Origin of the sequence: Litoreibacter albidus, from assembly GCF_900107015.1 — a bacterium.
Classification (GTDB): Bacteria; Pseudomonadota; Alphaproteobacteria; order Rhodobacterales; family Rhodobacteraceae; genus Litoreibacter; species Litoreibacter albidus.
Genome location: NZ_FNOI01000008.1, coordinates 21,587 through 35,552 on the forward strand (window position 1 = coordinate 21,587; position 13,966 = coordinate 35,552).

Annotated in this window: 15 protein-coding genes; 6 read left to right on the forward strand and 9 right to left on the reverse strand. The window is 59.2% G+C overall.

The genetic code is table 11. The features are described 5' to 3' along the window. Positions 1-2 precede the first annotated feature (2 nt). Positions 3-1,142, reverse strand: coding sequence for an alkane 1-monooxygenase (locus tag BLW66_RS15255; protein ID WP_089948023.1), 1,140 nt, complete (start codon positions 1,140-1,142; stop codon positions 3-5). Positions 1,143-1,200: 58 nt separating this feature from the next. After that, positions 1,201-2,253, reverse strand: coding sequence for an A/G-specific adenine glycosylase (mutY, locus tag BLW66_RS15260; RefSeq protein WP_089948024.1), 1,053 nt, complete (start codon positions 2,251-2,253; stop codon positions 1,201-1,203). A gap of 170 nt (positions 2,254-2,423) precedes the next feature. Between mutY and BLW66_RS15265 the strand changes: the two genes are divergently transcribed. Beyond that, entirely contained in the window at positions 2,424-2,891 is a 468-nt protein-coding gene (locus BLW66_RS15265; protein WP_089948025.1) for a DUF721 domain-containing protein, read from the forward strand. Positions 2,892-2,907: 16 nt separating this feature from the next. Further along, entirely contained in the window at positions 2,908-3,561 is a 654-nt protein-coding gene (locus BLW66_RS15270) for a DsbA family protein (RefSeq protein WP_089948026.1), read from the forward strand. A gap of 2 nt (positions 3,562-3,563) precedes the next feature. Here the strand turns inward: BLW66_RS15270 and lpxK are convergent, their stop codons facing one another. The 5 genes from lpxK to BLW66_RS15295 form a co-directional block, all read right to left on the reverse strand. Continuing rightward, entirely contained in the window at positions 3,564-4,541 is a 978-nt protein-coding gene (gene lpxK / locus BLW66_RS15275; RefSeq protein ID WP_089948027.1) for a tetraacyldisaccharide 4'-kinase, read from the reverse strand. Next, positions 4,541-5,833, reverse strand: coding sequence for a 3-deoxy-D-manno-octulosonic acid transferase (locus BLW66_RS15280; protein WP_089948028.1), 1,293 nt, complete (start codon positions 5,831-5,833; stop codon positions 4,541-4,543). The genes lpxK and BLW66_RS15280 overlap by 1 nt, the downstream gene beginning before the upstream one ends. 20 nt (positions 5,834-5,853) lie before the next feature. Next, the gene (locus BLW66_RS15285) at positions 5,854-6,099 is read right to left on the reverse strand and encodes a DUF4170 domain-containing protein (protein WP_089948029.1); all 246 of its coding nucleotides are present in this window, start codon (positions 6,097-6,099) and stop codon (positions 5,854-5,856) included. Between the two features lie 69 nt (positions 6,100-6,168). Further along, on the reverse strand, positions 6,169-6,954 hold the full coding sequence (locus BLW66_RS15290) for an inositol monophosphatase family protein (protein ID WP_342027827.1): 786 nt from the start codon (positions 6,952-6,954) through the stop codon (positions 6,169-6,171). After that, positions 6,947-8,293 (reverse strand): TldD/PmbA family protein, encoded by a 1,347-nt coding sequence (locus tag BLW66_RS15295; protein ID WP_089948031.1) that lies wholly within the window; start codon positions 8,291-8,293, stop codon positions 6,947-6,949. The genes BLW66_RS15290 and BLW66_RS15295 overlap by 8 nt, the downstream gene beginning before the upstream one ends. 130 nt (positions 8,294-8,423) lie before the next feature. Between BLW66_RS15295 and BLW66_RS15300 the strand changes: the two genes are divergently transcribed. From BLW66_RS15300 to BLW66_RS15315, 4 genes are all read left to right on the forward strand, one after another. After that, positions 8,424-9,179: an SDR family oxidoreductase gene (locus BLW66_RS15300; protein WP_089948249.1), complete on the forward strand. Its 756-nt coding sequence runs from the start codon at positions 8,424-8,426 to the stop codon at positions 9,177-9,179. Continuing rightward, a complete protein-coding gene (locus BLW66_RS15305; RefSeq protein ID WP_089948032.1) occupies positions 9,176-9,787 on the forward strand; it encodes an enoyl-CoA hydratase/isomerase family protein in 612 nt (203 codons plus the stop codon). Before BLW66_RS15300 ends, BLW66_RS15305 begins: the two co-directional genes overlap by 4 nt. A gap of 76 nt (positions 9,788-9,863) precedes the next feature. After that, the gene (locus BLW66_RS15310; RefSeq protein ID WP_089948033.1) at positions 9,864-11,174 is read left to right on the forward strand and encodes a mechanosensitive ion channel family protein; all 1,311 of its coding nucleotides are present in this window, start codon (positions 9,864-9,866) and stop codon (positions 11,172-11,174) included. Further along, positions 11,171-12,334 (forward strand): TIGR03862 family flavoprotein, encoded by a 1,164-nt coding sequence (locus BLW66_RS15315; protein WP_089948034.1) that lies wholly within the window; start codon positions 11,171-11,173, stop codon positions 12,332-12,334. The genes BLW66_RS15310 and BLW66_RS15315 overlap by 4 nt, the downstream gene beginning before the upstream one ends. Before the next feature lie 10 nt (positions 12,335-12,344). On the opposite strand, the gene BLW66_RS15320 is transcribed toward BLW66_RS15315, so the two are convergent. Then, positions 12,345-12,932: a glutathione S-transferase family protein gene (locus BLW66_RS15320; protein WP_089948035.1), complete on the reverse strand. Its 588-nt coding sequence runs from the start codon at positions 12,930-12,932 to the stop codon at positions 12,345-12,347. Between the two features lie 10 nt (positions 12,933-12,942). Further along, positions 12,943-13,965 (reverse strand): DNA polymerase III subunit delta, encoded by a 1,023-nt coding sequence (holA, locus tag BLW66_RS15325; protein ID WP_089948036.1) that lies wholly within the window; start codon positions 13,963-13,965, stop codon positions 12,943-12,945. Position 13,966 lies beyond the last annotated feature (1 nt).

The following is a 13,966-nucleotide window of genomic DNA, read 5'->3' on the forward strand; positions in this document are numbered from 1 at the left end:
GCCTAACGGGGCATCGGGTTGGTCGCGGTCTTATACGGGGCCCAATCGGTGATTTCAGGATAGTACATTGCCCGCCATTTGCGAACACGCGGATTCATGATGCGGCGATAGATAGGCGGGACCATCGCCGCCATTGTCATAACGGGATACCCGAAGGGCAACTGCGGCGCCTCGTCTTCCGTATAGTTTTGCAAAAGCGGGAAGCGGCGGTCCGGTTTGTAATGGTGGTCGGAGTGGCGTTGGAGGTTTATCAAAAGCCAGTTGGAGGCTTTATGCGCCGCATTCCATGAATGGCGCGGCTGTACATGTTCATATTTTCCGTCGCCAAGGTGTTTACGGGTCAGCCCGTAGTGCTCGATGTAGTTGACCAATTCCAACTGCCAGATGGCCACGAAGGCTTGGAACACGAACAGCCCAACCCCGGCCCAGCCGCCAGCAAGCAACGCGAGCAGCAGCATCCCACCCTGAAGCGCCGCGTAGCGATAGAACGGATTGGACGTGTCTGACACGGGCAAATCCCTGCGCGCGAGCATCGCCTTTTCGGCCTTCCAAGACGATAAAATGCTCTGACGCAGGACGCGCGGGAAGAAGCGGTGAAATCCCTCATTGTACCGCGCCGTCACCGGATCCTTCGGGGTCGCCACATACCGATGGTGGACCAACAGATGCTCGGACCGGAAATGCGAATACAGGACGCTCGCCAGCAGGAGATCACCCAACCAGCGTTCGAGCTTGTTTTTCTGGTGCATCAACTCGTGGCTGTAGTTGATCCCGATGGTGCCCGACACAACACCAATACCGAAGAACAGCGCGATTTTCTCGCCGCCCGACAGATGCTCGGCACGGGTCGCAAAAGCGATCATGCCAAAGATCAAAAGGAACTGCAGGGGAAACCACATCATAGTTATCATGCGGTACCAAAGCAGGTCGTCCTGATCGGCATCTGGATCGGCGTTATCAAGGTTGAGCCCGAGAATCGCATCCAGCACCGAGAACATCCCCCAGCCATAAAGCGGAAGCAGTGCCAGCCACCAACCACCTTGCGTCGCGCCTACTATCGCAAGCGGGACCATCAGCAGGGACAGCCAGAATGGCACCGCCGCGCTGAATTTAGAAACTTCTGTGGTCGGTAAAACTGCCATGACGCACCTTTCGCGTATCCGGTATGTGGGCGGATACTACGCGGTTATTCGGGGGCACTCAATTCTGCTCAAAGCGGTGTTTCGCCGCGTCAAAAACCTTGCGCATCACTGTCGGCAGATCAGTGGGGCGAAACTTAGCATGAGGCACGAATTTACCCACGTTAGGGTCTGAATCGGCGTTGGCCGTCATGACATCAAGGATGAGGTGGAAGTGGGTGAATGTGTGGCGAACCTCCACTTCGACGCGCTCCCAGTCCGTATCGGCGGGTGGCGTAGGCACAGGCGCGTCATTCCATTCCGATCCGGGCCACCCCAGCATTCCGCCCAGCAGCCCTTTTTCGGGGCGGGTCTCCAACAGCCAGTCGCCAGCCGGATTACGCAGAACATACGCTATGCCGCGCCGAACGGGTTTGGCCTTCTTGGCAAGTTTGCGCGGCAGTTCAGTGGCAATCCCGGATGCTCTTGCTTCGCATGGGTCGCGCCAAGGACAGATACCGCATGCAGGGTTCTTCGGAGTGCATATTGTGGCGCCGAGGTCCATCACAGCCTGTGCGTAGTCGCCAGCCCTTTTGGGCGGTGTTAGAGCCTGTGAAAGCGCCATCAGTTCGGGTTTGGCAGTGGGTAGCGGGGTCTCTATGGCATAGAGCCGCGCCATCACCCGTTCCACGTTTCCGTCCAACACGGCCTCGGGCAGATCGTAGGCGATGGAGGAAATCGCGGCGGATGTATAGGGACCAATGCCTGGTAGCGCTTGCAAGCCCTCGCGCGTGGTAGGGAAAATGCCGCCAAGCTCCGTGGTAACGACGCGCGCGCATTTCAGTAAATTCCGCGCCCGCGCATAATAGCCCAGACCCGCCCACGCGGCCATGACATCTGCGTCCTCGGCTGCGGCAAGGTCCACCACAGTTGGCCAAAGGCTGGTAAACTTTACAAAGTAGTCCTTTACAGCTGCGACGGTTGTTTGCTGAAGCATCACCTCGCTAAGCCAGATGCGGTAGGGATCAGGGGCGATGCCTTTCGCGCGGTCTTGGGGCGGAACACGCCAAGGCATCTGCCGCGCGTGACGATCGTACCACGCCAAAAGATCGTCGGAGGAAGCAGGCTCACGCAAAGTTTATACCCTTATCTGGTCGCTTTTGTCTGACAGCACGCCGACGAAGCGTTAGGTTCGTCGCGCAACTTAGGGCAATTCACGTGACTCGCAAGCCGACGCCATATTCCGCGCCTAACACGAAGGGCCGCCCGCCGTTTCGCCGGCGCGGGTCTAAAGGGTTTTCTGCGATGTCCGGTTTCATTGACGGGCAGGTCCGTAAGGCCGGTGAGCAGCGTGGTTTCGCCGTGATGCGGCTGCTGACCCATTGGAACGAAATTGTCGGTGAAGATACGGCAAAAATGGCGCGGCCCGTGGATGTCGGTTACGGCCGCGAAGGGTTCGGGGCGACACTAACGGTGCTTTGCACGGGGTCTGCCGCACCATTGGTCCAGCAGATGCTGCCGCAAATTCGTGAGAAAGTTAACGCTTGTTATGGGTACTCGGCGATTAGCCGTGTCCGTGTAACACAAACCGCGCCGGTCGGGTTCAGCGAGGGGCAGATGGCTTTTCAATCCGCGCCCGTGCAAAAAGCGCCCCCACCCGCGCATGTTATAGCCGCTAGCAAAGAGCTTGCCAGCGACGTCGAGAGCGACGGCTTACGCCGCGCATTGGAACGACTTGGTCAAAATGTTATGGCCAAGAAAAAGAGCACCTGAGAAGGAATTGAACTAGATGAACCGCAACATCCTGATTGCCATTGTTGGCGTTCTGGCCATCGGCCTTGGCGCATTTGTGCTGACTGGCACGTCGCCTGAACCCGTGTCGCCGCTGAATGCGCAAACCGCTGAGGCCAGCGAAATCGACACCTCGGGTGTGAAAGAAATGTTTATCGGCGACGAAAACGCGCCGATCACGCTGATCGAATACGCCTCCTTCACATGCCCGCACTGCGCAACCTTCCACAAGAACGTCTTCAAGGATCTGAAGAAGGACTATGTAGATACCGGCAAGGTTAAGTTCGTGTTCCGCGAAGTATACTTCGACCGTTACGGCCTGTGGGCGGGAATGGTTGCACGTTGCGGCGATGGCGCGCGTTACTTTGGTATCACAGACCTGATTTTCGAGAACCAGCGCGATTGGGCACAGGGTGAGCCGGCACAAATCGCAGGTAAGCTTCGCAAGTTTGGCAAGCAAGCCGGATTGGACGACGCAACGCTAGACGCTTGCATGACCGACGGCGACAAAGCTGCGGCGATGACTGCGGTTTACCAAGAGAATGCAAAGGCGGATGGCATCCGCTCTACGCCGTCTTTGGTGATCAACGGCAAGTTGCACGAGAACATGAGCTACAGCGACCTGAAGAAAATTCTCGACGCCGAACTGTAAGCCTAAAACAAACTGGTCAGCGCATCATCTAGCGCTGACCAGTCTTCTATTTCTAGACGGACTGGAACCGTCAAAACTTTGGCGCGAAACTCGTCTGGCAAACGGGTCGCATCCTTTTCGGTGGTGACCAACTGCGCCCCAAGAAGCATCGCCTCGTTCTCTAGGCGCGCCATTAAGGCGGAGGACAGGGGCTGGTGATCCTCCAATGCTTCGGATTTCACAACTTCCGCGCCCAAGTCTTTAAGTGTCGCGAAAAACTTCTGCGGATGCCCTATGCCCGCAAATGCCAGAACGCGACTGCCTTGCCAGTCCATCCCCGTTTGAAGCGGTGTCAGCCGACCTTTCAGGTGTGGGCAGGGCGGGGCGCCCCACGCATCTAAAAAGTGGGTTTGCGCCTTATTAGGGCCTATACTTAGCAACAAATCCGCACGGGCAAGCCCTGTTTTCATGGGTTCACGCAAGGGGCCTGCGGGTATAACCTTGCCGTTCCCGAACCCGCGCGCAGCGTCGACAACGACGAGTGATAGGTCTTTGTATAATCCAGGATTTTGAAAGCCGTCATCCAGAACGATAGCGTCGGCCCCTGCCTGCACGGCGAGCTGTGCGCCCTTGGTGCGATCCGGTGATACCCATGTCGGCGCGAAAGCAGAGAGCAACAAGGGCTCGTCTCCTACATCGGCAGCGCGGTGGGTTCGCTCATCGACCTGCACGGCGTCCGTAACGGTGCCACCGTATCCACGTGATACGATGTGCGGCGTGTGACCTTGGGCCTGTAACCGCTGCACAATGGCGACGACTGTGGGCGTTTTGCCGGTCCCGCCAGCGTTGATGTTGCCCACACAAATAACCGGTACGCCCAGTCGTAATGGTGTGCCGCGCGCAAGGCGCCGCGCCGTTCCCATCGCATAAAGCGCGCCAAACGGCGCAAGTACGGTCGAAAGTAGACCCGCTGGCCTGTGCCAAAACTGAGGCGGTTGCATCAGCGGCCCCCTGTCGCCTTGCCAAGCGCGGCATTGATTTCCACGAATGCCGCTTCAGCGGCATGTGCGCCTTGGCTGCTCAGCTCCCACGCGGCGTGGGCAATGGCAGCCGACTTTTGCGGCTCTAGAAGGTCAATGACCGCCGCGCCAAGCTCTTGCGGGGTCTTAACCAGCCTTGCGGCTTCTGCCTCGTCCAATCGGTCGTAAACATCTTGGGCGTTTTGAACATGCGGCCCGTGAATGATTGCGGAGCCTAATGCGGCAGGCTCATACGGGTTGTGCCCGCCGATATCGACAAGGGAACCGCCCAAAAAGTTGATCGGGGCGATGCGGTACCATAGCCCCATCTCACCAAGGGTGTCGGCGATATAGATGTCGATGACGGCATCTGGCGGCGCTCCTTCGGATCGCAGCGCGACGCGCCATCCGGCGTTTCGCAGCTTGGCGGCAATATCGGGGCCGCGTTCGGGGTGTCGGGGAGCAATAATCAAAAGCAGCCGCGGAGACGCGCGCCGCGCGATGCGCTGTGCTTCGGCGGCCATCTCATCCTCACCCGGGTGGGTGCTGGCGGCAAGCCAGACGGGACGGGTTTCCAAGGCGGCGGATATTTCCTGACGCTGCTCCTCGTTGTGGGGCAGGGCTGCGCTGCTTTCTTTCAGCGACCCGCTGATGCGGACTTTCTTTGAAGGTGCACCCAGCCGCAGCAAATGCTTTGCTGTTACGCGGTCCTGCGTCAAAAACAGATCGAAGTTGCCAAGCAACGCGCGCGCGGCGCCGCGTACACGACGCCATTTGTTAAACGACTGTTGCGACATCCGTGTGTTGAGCGAGATCATCTTGATGCCACGCTCGTGAGTCTCATGGATCAACGCGGGCCAAAGCTCGCTTTCGGTCCAGATCGCGACATCCGGCTTCCAGTGATCAAGGAACGACCGAACGAAGGGGCGAGCGTCTAGTGGCACAAACTGGTGAATGGTCTGATCTGGCAGGCGCGCGCCCAGAAGGTCGGCAGAGCTGCGCGTTCCGGTGGTGATCAGCACGTTCAGATCAGGGTGCTCGTCAATGAGCGATTCGATAAGGTCCAGCAGCGAGAGGGACTCACCAACGGATGCCGCGTGGAACCAGATCAGCTCTCCGTTCGGGCGCGGCTGCGACGCAGCTCCGCGCCGCTCCTCAATCCGGTTCGGATCTTCCTTGCCCTCCGCCAAGCGAGAGGCCAGCTTGCGATTGGCAAGCGGAACCATCCAGCGCGACGCAGCCAGATAAAGTGCCAGCATGGGGGAAAAAGCCATAACGGACCGCGCGGCCTAACCTAGTTGCCGAGTTCTTCGGTAGAGGAAGCTTCGATCTTCTCATCCCGAAGACGGTGAATATGCGCGATGAAATAGCGCATGTGGGCGTTGTCCACGGTCTTTTGCGCCTCGGACTTCCATGCGTCGTAGGCGGTTTCGTAGTTCGGGAACATGCCGACGATGTGGATGTCGTTGATGTCCTTGAACGCGTTCTTGGTTGGATCAATGAGTTCGCCGCCAAAGACGAGGTGCAAGCGCTGTGTCATGGAAGTGCTCCGGTGTTGGTACATATTTTGCGGCGACAATAGGCGATGGCTCAAGAGAGCGACAGTGGCTTATTGCGGCTCCGGTTGGCGAATACGTGCTTGCAGCGCCTTATGCAGACTAGGCCCCGCCGCGTGGCATCCCTTGGTTTTCGGACGGGGGCTGTTGAAATACAGCGGGCCGTTGTGGCGGTCCGTCACTGTTCCACCTGCTTGGCGAACGATCAGGTCACCCGCGGCGATATCCCATTCCCAACAGTCGCGCAGCGTCAGCATCGCGTCGTAGCGGCCTTGCGCAACCAAGCAAAGGCGATAGGCCAGAGAGGGTCTAAACTTGCGCTTTACGGGTGGCACGTCGCCGATCCAGAACTCCGGCTGCATGTGCGGCTTCGTGGCGAGGACGGTCGCACCCTCAAGTGCCGACTGGTCGGAAGTGTTGATAATTTCCCCGTTTAGGGTCGATTTTTGTCCTTCGCTGGCCGCGAACATCAGGTCCATCATGGGAACATATACAACCGCAGTCGTGATGCGCCCCTCTTGCGAAATTGCAAGCGAGTGGGAAAAATGCTGCTCTCCCGCGATAAAGGCGCGGGTGCCGTCGATAGGGTCTACAATGAACACGCGCTCGTTCATTAGACGGTCTTGGGTGTCTTCGGTTTCCTCCGACAACCAGCCATAGTTCTGCCGCGCGGCTAGCAGATCGGTTCTGAGCATCGTGTCGATGGCCAGATCAGCCTCTGTCACCGGACCGGCGTTGCCAGCCTTATCCCACACTTCAGGCTCTGCGTTGAAGAATTTGCGTGCGATATCGCCGCTGGCATAGGCCGCATCAATCAACAGTTGAAGGTCGTCAGTCACCGGCAAGGGTCAGCCCCTCTACCAATAGGCTGGGCACAACGCGGGATAGGTGGGGTTTAGCGTCGTTCGCAGGTCTGATGCGTTGCAACATGTCCAGCAAGTTCCCGGCGACAGTGCACTCGTTGATGGCGTATTGGGGTTCGCCATTCTCGACCCAAATGCCCGATGCACCGCGCGAATAATCGCCGGTGTTTGGGTTGATGGTGGAGCCGATCATTGATGTGATCCAAAGCCCTGTGCCCATGTCCGCCATAAGCTCCGCGAGGCTCTGGTCACCCTGCGTGAGCGCAATGTTAGAGACTGTCGGGCTGGGCGGGCCGGAGGTGCCGCGCGCCGCGGATGCGGTGCTGCTCATGCCCAGTTTGCGCGCCGTGGCAAGGTCCAGCGTCCAACCTTGCAGGACACCGTCTTGGACAATGTCGCGCGGCTGGGTCGCAAGCCCTTCGCCGTCAAACGGCTTGGAACCTGACACGCGCGGGCGGTGAGGGTTTTCAGTAACGGACAATCCGGCTGGCAATATTTGCTCGCCCAGTTTCCCCATCAGCCAAGAAGAACCGCGCGCGATCATGGCGCCGTTCGACGCCGCCAGTAAATGACCTATCAAAGATGAGGAAATGCGCTCATCGAAAATGACTGGATAAGACCCTGTTTTGGGGCGACGCGCGCCGGTGCGTGCCACTGTACGCTCCGCGGCGATGCGGCCGATGTCTTCGGGGCTTGGTAGCTCGTTTTGGAAGATGCGGCCCTCGCCGCAGTAATCCCGCTCCATATCGGCGCCCTCACCGGATATGGCCACGCACGACAGACTCCGGCTGGAGCGCTGATAGCCGCCGGAAAATCCGTTCGATGTGGCCAAATGGATGCGGCGTTGTCCGTAACCTGCGGAGGCGGACTGCACCTGACTGATCCCATCAAAGGACAGCGCTGCGGCTTCTGCGCGCTTTGCGTCGTCCTCCAATTCGGATGCCTTGGGCTCCGGCGTCGGGTCAAATAACTCCAGCGCATCCACGTCCCAAGACGCGGCCAGTTGCGATGTATCTGCCAAGCCGATGTAGGGGTCTTCTGGGGCCTCGGTGGCCATTGCTACGGCGCGCTCTGCCATTGTGTCCAGCGTTGCGTCGTCGAACAGAGACGATGACACAACCGCCTGCTTTTGCCCGATCATAACCCGCAAGCCAATGTCGACCCCTTCGGAACGCTCAGCGTGCTCCAACTTGCCGCCAAGCACGTCGATAGACACGGATGTGCCGTCAACGGCCATTGCATCAGCGCTTTCTGCACCGGCCTTTCGGGCGGCTAGCAGCATGCGGTCTGTTAGGGCGGATAGATCTTGGGACATAACGTGCTCCGGTAATTCTATGATTGGAGGTAGTCTGATGGGACGCTGCTTGCAAGGCAGCTCCCGTAACGATCTCTTGCAACTGGGTGCCTCTACGGGTCAGATAGTGCGAACAAAGAGGGAGCTGATGATGGTCGATCTTACTGGAAAAACAGCGCTGATCACCGGCGCAAGCAGGGGCATTGGTGCGGACACCGCGCGGGTCATGGCGGGGGCAGGTGCCCATGTAGTGCTGATGGCGCGCAGTGGCGAAGAGCTGGAAAAGCTTGCCGCCGAGATCGGGCCGCAGGCCAGCGTTTGCAAATCCGATGTGGCGGATTTTGGCGACTGGACCAAAGCGGTGGACCTTGCGCTAGAAAAGACCGGCCGCGTCGACATTCTGGTCAACAACGCAGGGCTTATCGACCCAATAGCGCGTTTGGAGGACAGTGACCCCGCCGCGTGGAGCACATTGATAGATGTGAACCTGAAAGGTGTCTATTACGGCGTAAAAGCCGTTTTGCAGACCATGACGTCCCAAGGTTCAGGCACTATTTTGAACATCAGTTCTGGCGCGGCGCACGGGCCGCTGGAAGGGTGGAGCGCTTATTGTTCCTCCAAGGCTGGCGCAGCCATGCTGACGCGCTGCATCCAAGCAGAACACGGCGGGACAGGCATTCGGGTCATGGGGTTGTCCCCGGGAACCGTCGCGACCGACATGCAGGTGAAGATCAAGGCCAGCGGCATTAATCCAGTCAGCGAGTTAGACCCGGCCGTGCACATCCCCGCAGATTGGCCCGCGAAGGCATTGCTGTGGATGTGCGGCGAAGACTCAGACAGCTATCTAGGTGAAGAAATCTCGCTGCGGGACGAGGAGGTGCGTAGGCGCGTGGGCCTTGGGGAATGATCGACGTGAGCAAGGATGACGCCATCTGGATCATCAAGATCAACCGGCCAGAGAAGGCCAATTCACTGACACGCCGTATGCTTCGGGATTTGGCACTGGCCGTGGAGGCCGCTGCGGGCGAAGCGCAAGCCATAATACTGACCGGCGAAGGGAAGGTGTTTAGTGCGGGTGCCGATCTGGAGGCGGCGAAAGAGGGGCTCGCCACAGACCCGATCTGGGAACGCCTCTCGAAAGCCGTTGCGGATTTTCCGGGATTGAGCATCGCCGCGTTGAACGGAACGCTTGCTGGTGGCGCGATGGGTATGGCGCTGGCGTGTGACATGCGCATCTGCGTCCCCACGTCAAAATTTTTCTATCCTGTGATGAAGCTGGGGTTCTTGCCCCAACCCTCCGACCCGCAACGCCTGTCTGCGCTGATCGGTCCTGCGCGGGCGAAGGTGATCTTGATGGCTGGCCAGAAAATCGAAGCGGAGGAGGCGTTGGCGTGGGGTTTGGTCGACCGGATCGTGCCCCAAGTCGAGCTTGTGGATGCCGCGACAGCTTTGGCGGCGGACGTCGTGTCCGCGCAGGCTGACCACGTGACGGCGATCAAGGCGATGTTGGGTTAGGCGTCAAAAGCTTCCTTTGCGCGTGCTGAGCGATTAGAGAAAGTCGGGTTAGGTACAAGGACCGAGGGCGCGTGACATGCTAGAAAACCCATTCATTCAGAAAATGCTTGGCTACGCGGAGCAAGGGATGGACTTGGCCCTTGGCTGGCTGACAAGCCCCGCGGCTTGGTCCCAGTTCGGGCTGTTGGTCGTCGCCTTTGGCTTGGCTTGGTATCTAAGCCGTCGCTTGAACAAAGCGATCAGTCCCCTTCTTACTCCGGCGGAAGATGCAGTCGGGTTGGTGGCGACATCACGGCGCTTCGTTTTAGGATTCCTGCCGCTATTGCTGCCATTGCTCGCCTATGTGTTCACCGCAATCGGGGAGCAAGTGGTGCGCTCCCTGTTCGACAGCGGTGCGGTGATTGCGTTCGGCAAGCGCCTGTTTCTATTCTTGGCGGCGCGCATCCTGGTGCAGCGGATCATAACCGACCCGTTCCTGAAACTACTTGGCAAATTCATCCTGATCCCGATCGCAGCACTCTACGCTCTGGGCTTGTTAGACACTGCTTCGGCGGCACTGAGCGAGTTTCAAGTGGGTGTCGGCAACATCTCGTTCTCGCTGATGGCACTGGTGCGCGGTGTTATCGCGGGCTCCTTGCTGTTCTGGCTGGGCCGCTGGTCAAATGATCAAAGCGCAGCACTGATCGGCAAAAAAGAAGAGTTGCGACCTGCCACGCGGCAACTGGCGGTGAAGGCCGTTGAAATCGCGATCTTCGGCTTGGCGTTCCTGCTGCTGATGAACATTATGGGCATCAATTTGGCCAGCTTGGCCGTGCTGGGCGGGGCCGTTGGTGTGGGTCTTGGTTTTGGTCTCCAAAAGATCGCGTCGAACTTCATCTCCGGCGTGATCCTCTTGCTGGAGGGGCAAGCCACGGTTGGCGACTTCGTGGAACTTGACGGCGGGGAGGCGGGTACGATCGTAAAGATGACCGCCCGCGCGATCATCTTGGAAACCTACGACGGGCGTTGGATCGTCGTCCCGAACGAAGACTTCATCGTCACGCGGGTCATTAATTACAGCGACCAAGGTTCTGCCAACCGTTATGAGGCCGAGTTCTCCGTGTCTTATGACACCGATATCAACACGGTCCCTGCGATTGTTGAGGCGGCAGTTCAAGGCCACCCAGACGTCTTGTTAGAGCCTTATCCTGCCGATTGCGAGCTGCGTGGTTTTGGCGAAAGCGGCATAGATTTCTCGGTCGAGTTCTGGGTGAACGGTATCGACGACGGGCGACATAAATACACGTCCGACGTGCTGTTCCTGATCTGGAATGCGCTGAAAGACAACGGTATCGAAATCCCCTATCCGCACCGCGTTGTGGAATTCAAAGGCGAGATGCCGAAGTGAGTGACACGCTTGTCATTGGTGGCGGCCCTGCGGGGCTAATGGCGGCTGAAATGCTGGCTGACGCGGGTCACAGAGTGACGGTGGCGGATCAAAAGCCGTCGGTTGGCCGGAAGTTCCTGATGGCGGGAAAATCGGGTCTAAACTTGACGAAAGACGAGCCAGAGGACCTGTTTTTCGCGGCGTTCAATGCTGACTGGCTGCTGCCCGCCCTGCGCGAGTTTGGCCCAGTGGAGGTGATGGCATGGGCGGAAGATCTGGAGCAGCAGATATTCACCGGCTCCAGCGGTCGGGTGTTTCCGACCGTGATGAAGGCCTCCCCGTTGTTGCGTGTGTGGTTGACGCGGTTGCGGGCGAAGGGTGTTGTTATAAAGACGCAGTGGCGCTGGCAGGGTTGGGACGGCGAAGCCGCAGTTTTCGCGACGCCCGATGGCCCCGCGTCGCTTTCTCCCAAAGCAACCGTTTTGGCGCTTGGGGGGGCATCTTGGGCCAAGTTAGGATCTGATGGTGTATGGTCAACGCATTTCTCTGAGGATCAGTTGCGCGCTTTCAAACCTGCAAATATGGGCTTTGAGGTCGCTTGGTCTAGGCATATGGCGGACCATATGGGCGCGCCGCTAAAGAACATCGCGCTGAACGGCACTAAACGTGGGGAGGCCGTAATTTCCAAGCGCGGTCTGGAGGGCGGCGGCATTTACGCTGTATCCGCGGCGGTACGAGACGGGGCTCCGCTTACGATCGACTTGCTGCCTGACCTTAGCTTTAAAGACGTGGTAAGCCGCCTGAGCCGGAAGCGCGGCAAGAACAGCCTGACGAACCATTTACGTAAACACCTAAGGTTAGAGCCTGTGAAGCTGGCGCTTTTACAGGAATTCGCGCGACCGTTGCCTGATGATGCGACCGCGTTGGCGGCGACAATCAAAGCACTGCCAGTCAGCCATAATGGTCCGCGCCCGATGGATGAGGCGATCTCGACCGCGGGCGGATTAGCGGCGAGCGCCCTCGATAGGAACCTGATGCTGCGTGATCGTCCCGGCGTTTTTGCCGCCGGTGAAATGCTAGATTGGGAGGCCCCGACGGGTGGTTACTTGATCACCGGATGTCTGGCGACAGGCCGCTGGGCGGGACAGGCGGCCGCAAGCTATGCGACACGGCAGCCGTGACGGAGCCGGCTTATTCAGCGCGGGCGGCGATATGGGCGGGCCGCGCCCGCATAGCGGCGTGGTACTCGGCCAAACGCGGCTGCGACACGCCAAAGCCCGCTTTAACGGCCCAGTCCAGACAGTGACACAGAACGATGTCGGCTATTGTGAACTCCGCGCCCATCAGGAATGGCCCGTCGCCCATCTGCGATACAAGTAACTCCTCCGATCGTGCGAACTCCCAACGCAAGGATGGCTTCACGTCGGGGACGCGTTTGTCTTCGGGCAGAACAAAACTGTGGCGCGCAGCCGTCCATAACGCGGCGTCAAATTCGTCCAGCACCATGTTGGTGAAGCCGTCTTGGCGCGCCCGTCCCAATGTGCCTGCCTTTAGCGTCAGGGCGTTATGATGGTCCGCCAAGTAGGTAATGATCGCCGTGCTGTCTGTGAGCGTGGCACCGTCTACGATCAGCACGGGCACCTTGCCCGACGGGGCGTGTTCCCTTGCCTCCGCAGAACGGGGGGCTGCTGGCAGCTGCGTGTAGGGAACGCCCAGTTCTTCAAGCGCCCATTTCACGCGCAAGGCGCGGGTTTGGTTCGCCCCGATCAGAGTGTACATTAGGTCATCCTCATCGGCGGTTCATCATGGCGAGCCGTATCAGAGCGCGTTCCATCAATGCCATTTGTGGCGCAGTGCTTGCTGATCGAAGTTGTAAGTCGGTGTCCGTCAGTAATCGCAATGCATTCTCTAGTTTGTGGGTGCCCCAACTGCGCGCCTGACGCAGCATACGGTCTTTGCGTTTGAACGGGATGGGCGGGCGAGAGCGGGCGATACCAGCCTCCGGTCCCTTCGGGTCGCTCGCCGCAAGATGCAGCTTGCGAAAGTGCTGCGTGGCCCCGATGCATAGGCGGACGGCGGCAACGCCTTGCGCCTCCAGCTTAGTCAGGATCGGCCCGATTTCTTGAAAGCGGCCCTCGGCGACGATGTCCAACGCGTCGTCCAGCGACGCCTCAGAGGTGGCGGGCGCACAGTTGGCGATATCATCCGACGTCACGGGGGTCGCATCCCCGTGTTTATAAAGAGACAGCTTCTCAACGGTTTGACGGAAGTCACCGGGCTCCAACACGCGACCTAAATCCATTAAATCGCCCATTGCATCCGGCGGAATGTCTGTGACACCAGCGTTGCGCAGCTCCGCCTCGATCTCGTCACGGCCGGGCGGGTCGGCGTAGATCGCGGCGGCGTAGGCGTTGTTGTGCCCCTCGAACGTTTTGCGAATGGCGGAGCGCGGGGTGAGCTGCCCACAAGTCACTAGGATCGTCGCGTCGCCCTGACGCCATTCTTTCAGCGCGGCCTCTATCGCCTTTGCGACAGTGTCCGTAGCATCTTCAACGAAAGCGACGCGGTGTCCGGGGAAGAAACCCTGCGCCTTGATGGCGTCCATCAACATTGCCGGATCTTTGCGCAATTCCGACGCTGGAATGCGCGTCAGGCGCATCTCTTCCTCACCTTGCTTGCCAACGAGAGCAGCGATGACTTCCTGTCGGCGCATCGCGATGCGCATCGCGTCGGGGCCGTAGATCAATAGTCCGGCGCGGGTCGGGTCGGGTTTGGCGAAGAACGCGCGGGCGTCTTTCGGGGCCAGCTTCATG

Bases quoted from the DNA above. Each gene is read 5' to 3' on its own strand.
- BLW66_RS15255 (WP_089948023.1), bottom strand. From the start codon at position 1,142: ATGGCAGTTTTACCGACCACAGAAGTTTCTAAATTCAGCGCGGCGGTG.
- BLW66_RS15265 (WP_089948025.1), top strand. From the start codon at position 2,424: ATGTCCGGTTTCATTGACGGGCAGGTCCGTAAGGCCGGTGAGCAGCGT.
- BLW66_RS15270 (WP_089948026.1), top strand. From the start codon at position 2,908: ATGAACCGCAACATCCTGATTGCCATTGTTGGCGTTCTGGCCATCGGC.
- lpxK (WP_089948027.1), bottom strand. From the start codon at position 4,541: ATGCAACCGCCTCAGTTTTGGCACAGGCCAGCGGGTCTACTTTCGACC.
- BLW66_RS15280 (WP_089948028.1), bottom strand. From the start codon at position 5,833: ATGGCTTTTTCCCCCATGCTGGCACTTTATCTGGCTGCGTCGCGCTGG.
- BLW66_RS15285 (WP_089948029.1), bottom strand. From the start codon at position 6,099: ATGACACAGCGCTTGCACCTCGTCTTTGGCGGCGAACTCATTGATCCA.
- BLW66_RS15295 (WP_089948031.1), bottom strand. From the start codon at position 8,293: ATGTCCCAAGATCTATCCGCCCTAACAGACCGCATGCTGCTAGCCGCC.
- BLW66_RS15300 (WP_089948249.1), top strand. From the start codon at position 8,424: ATGGTCGATCTTACTGGAAAAACAGCGCTGATCACCGGCGCAAGCAGG.
- BLW66_RS15305 (WP_089948032.1), top strand. From the start codon at position 9,176: ATGATCGACGTGAGCAAGGATGACGCCATCTGGATCATCAAGATCAAC.
- BLW66_RS15310 (WP_089948033.1), top strand. From the start codon at position 9,864: ATGCTAGAAAACCCATTCATTCAGAAAATGCTTGGCTACGCGGAGCAA.
- BLW66_RS15320 (WP_089948035.1), bottom strand. From the start codon at position 12,932: ATGTACACTCTGATCGGGGCGAACCAAACCCGCGCCTTGCGCGTGAAA.
- holA (WP_089948036.1), bottom strand. From the start codon at position 13,965: ATGAAGCTGGCCCCGAAAGACGCCCGCGCGTTCTTCGCCAAACCCGAC.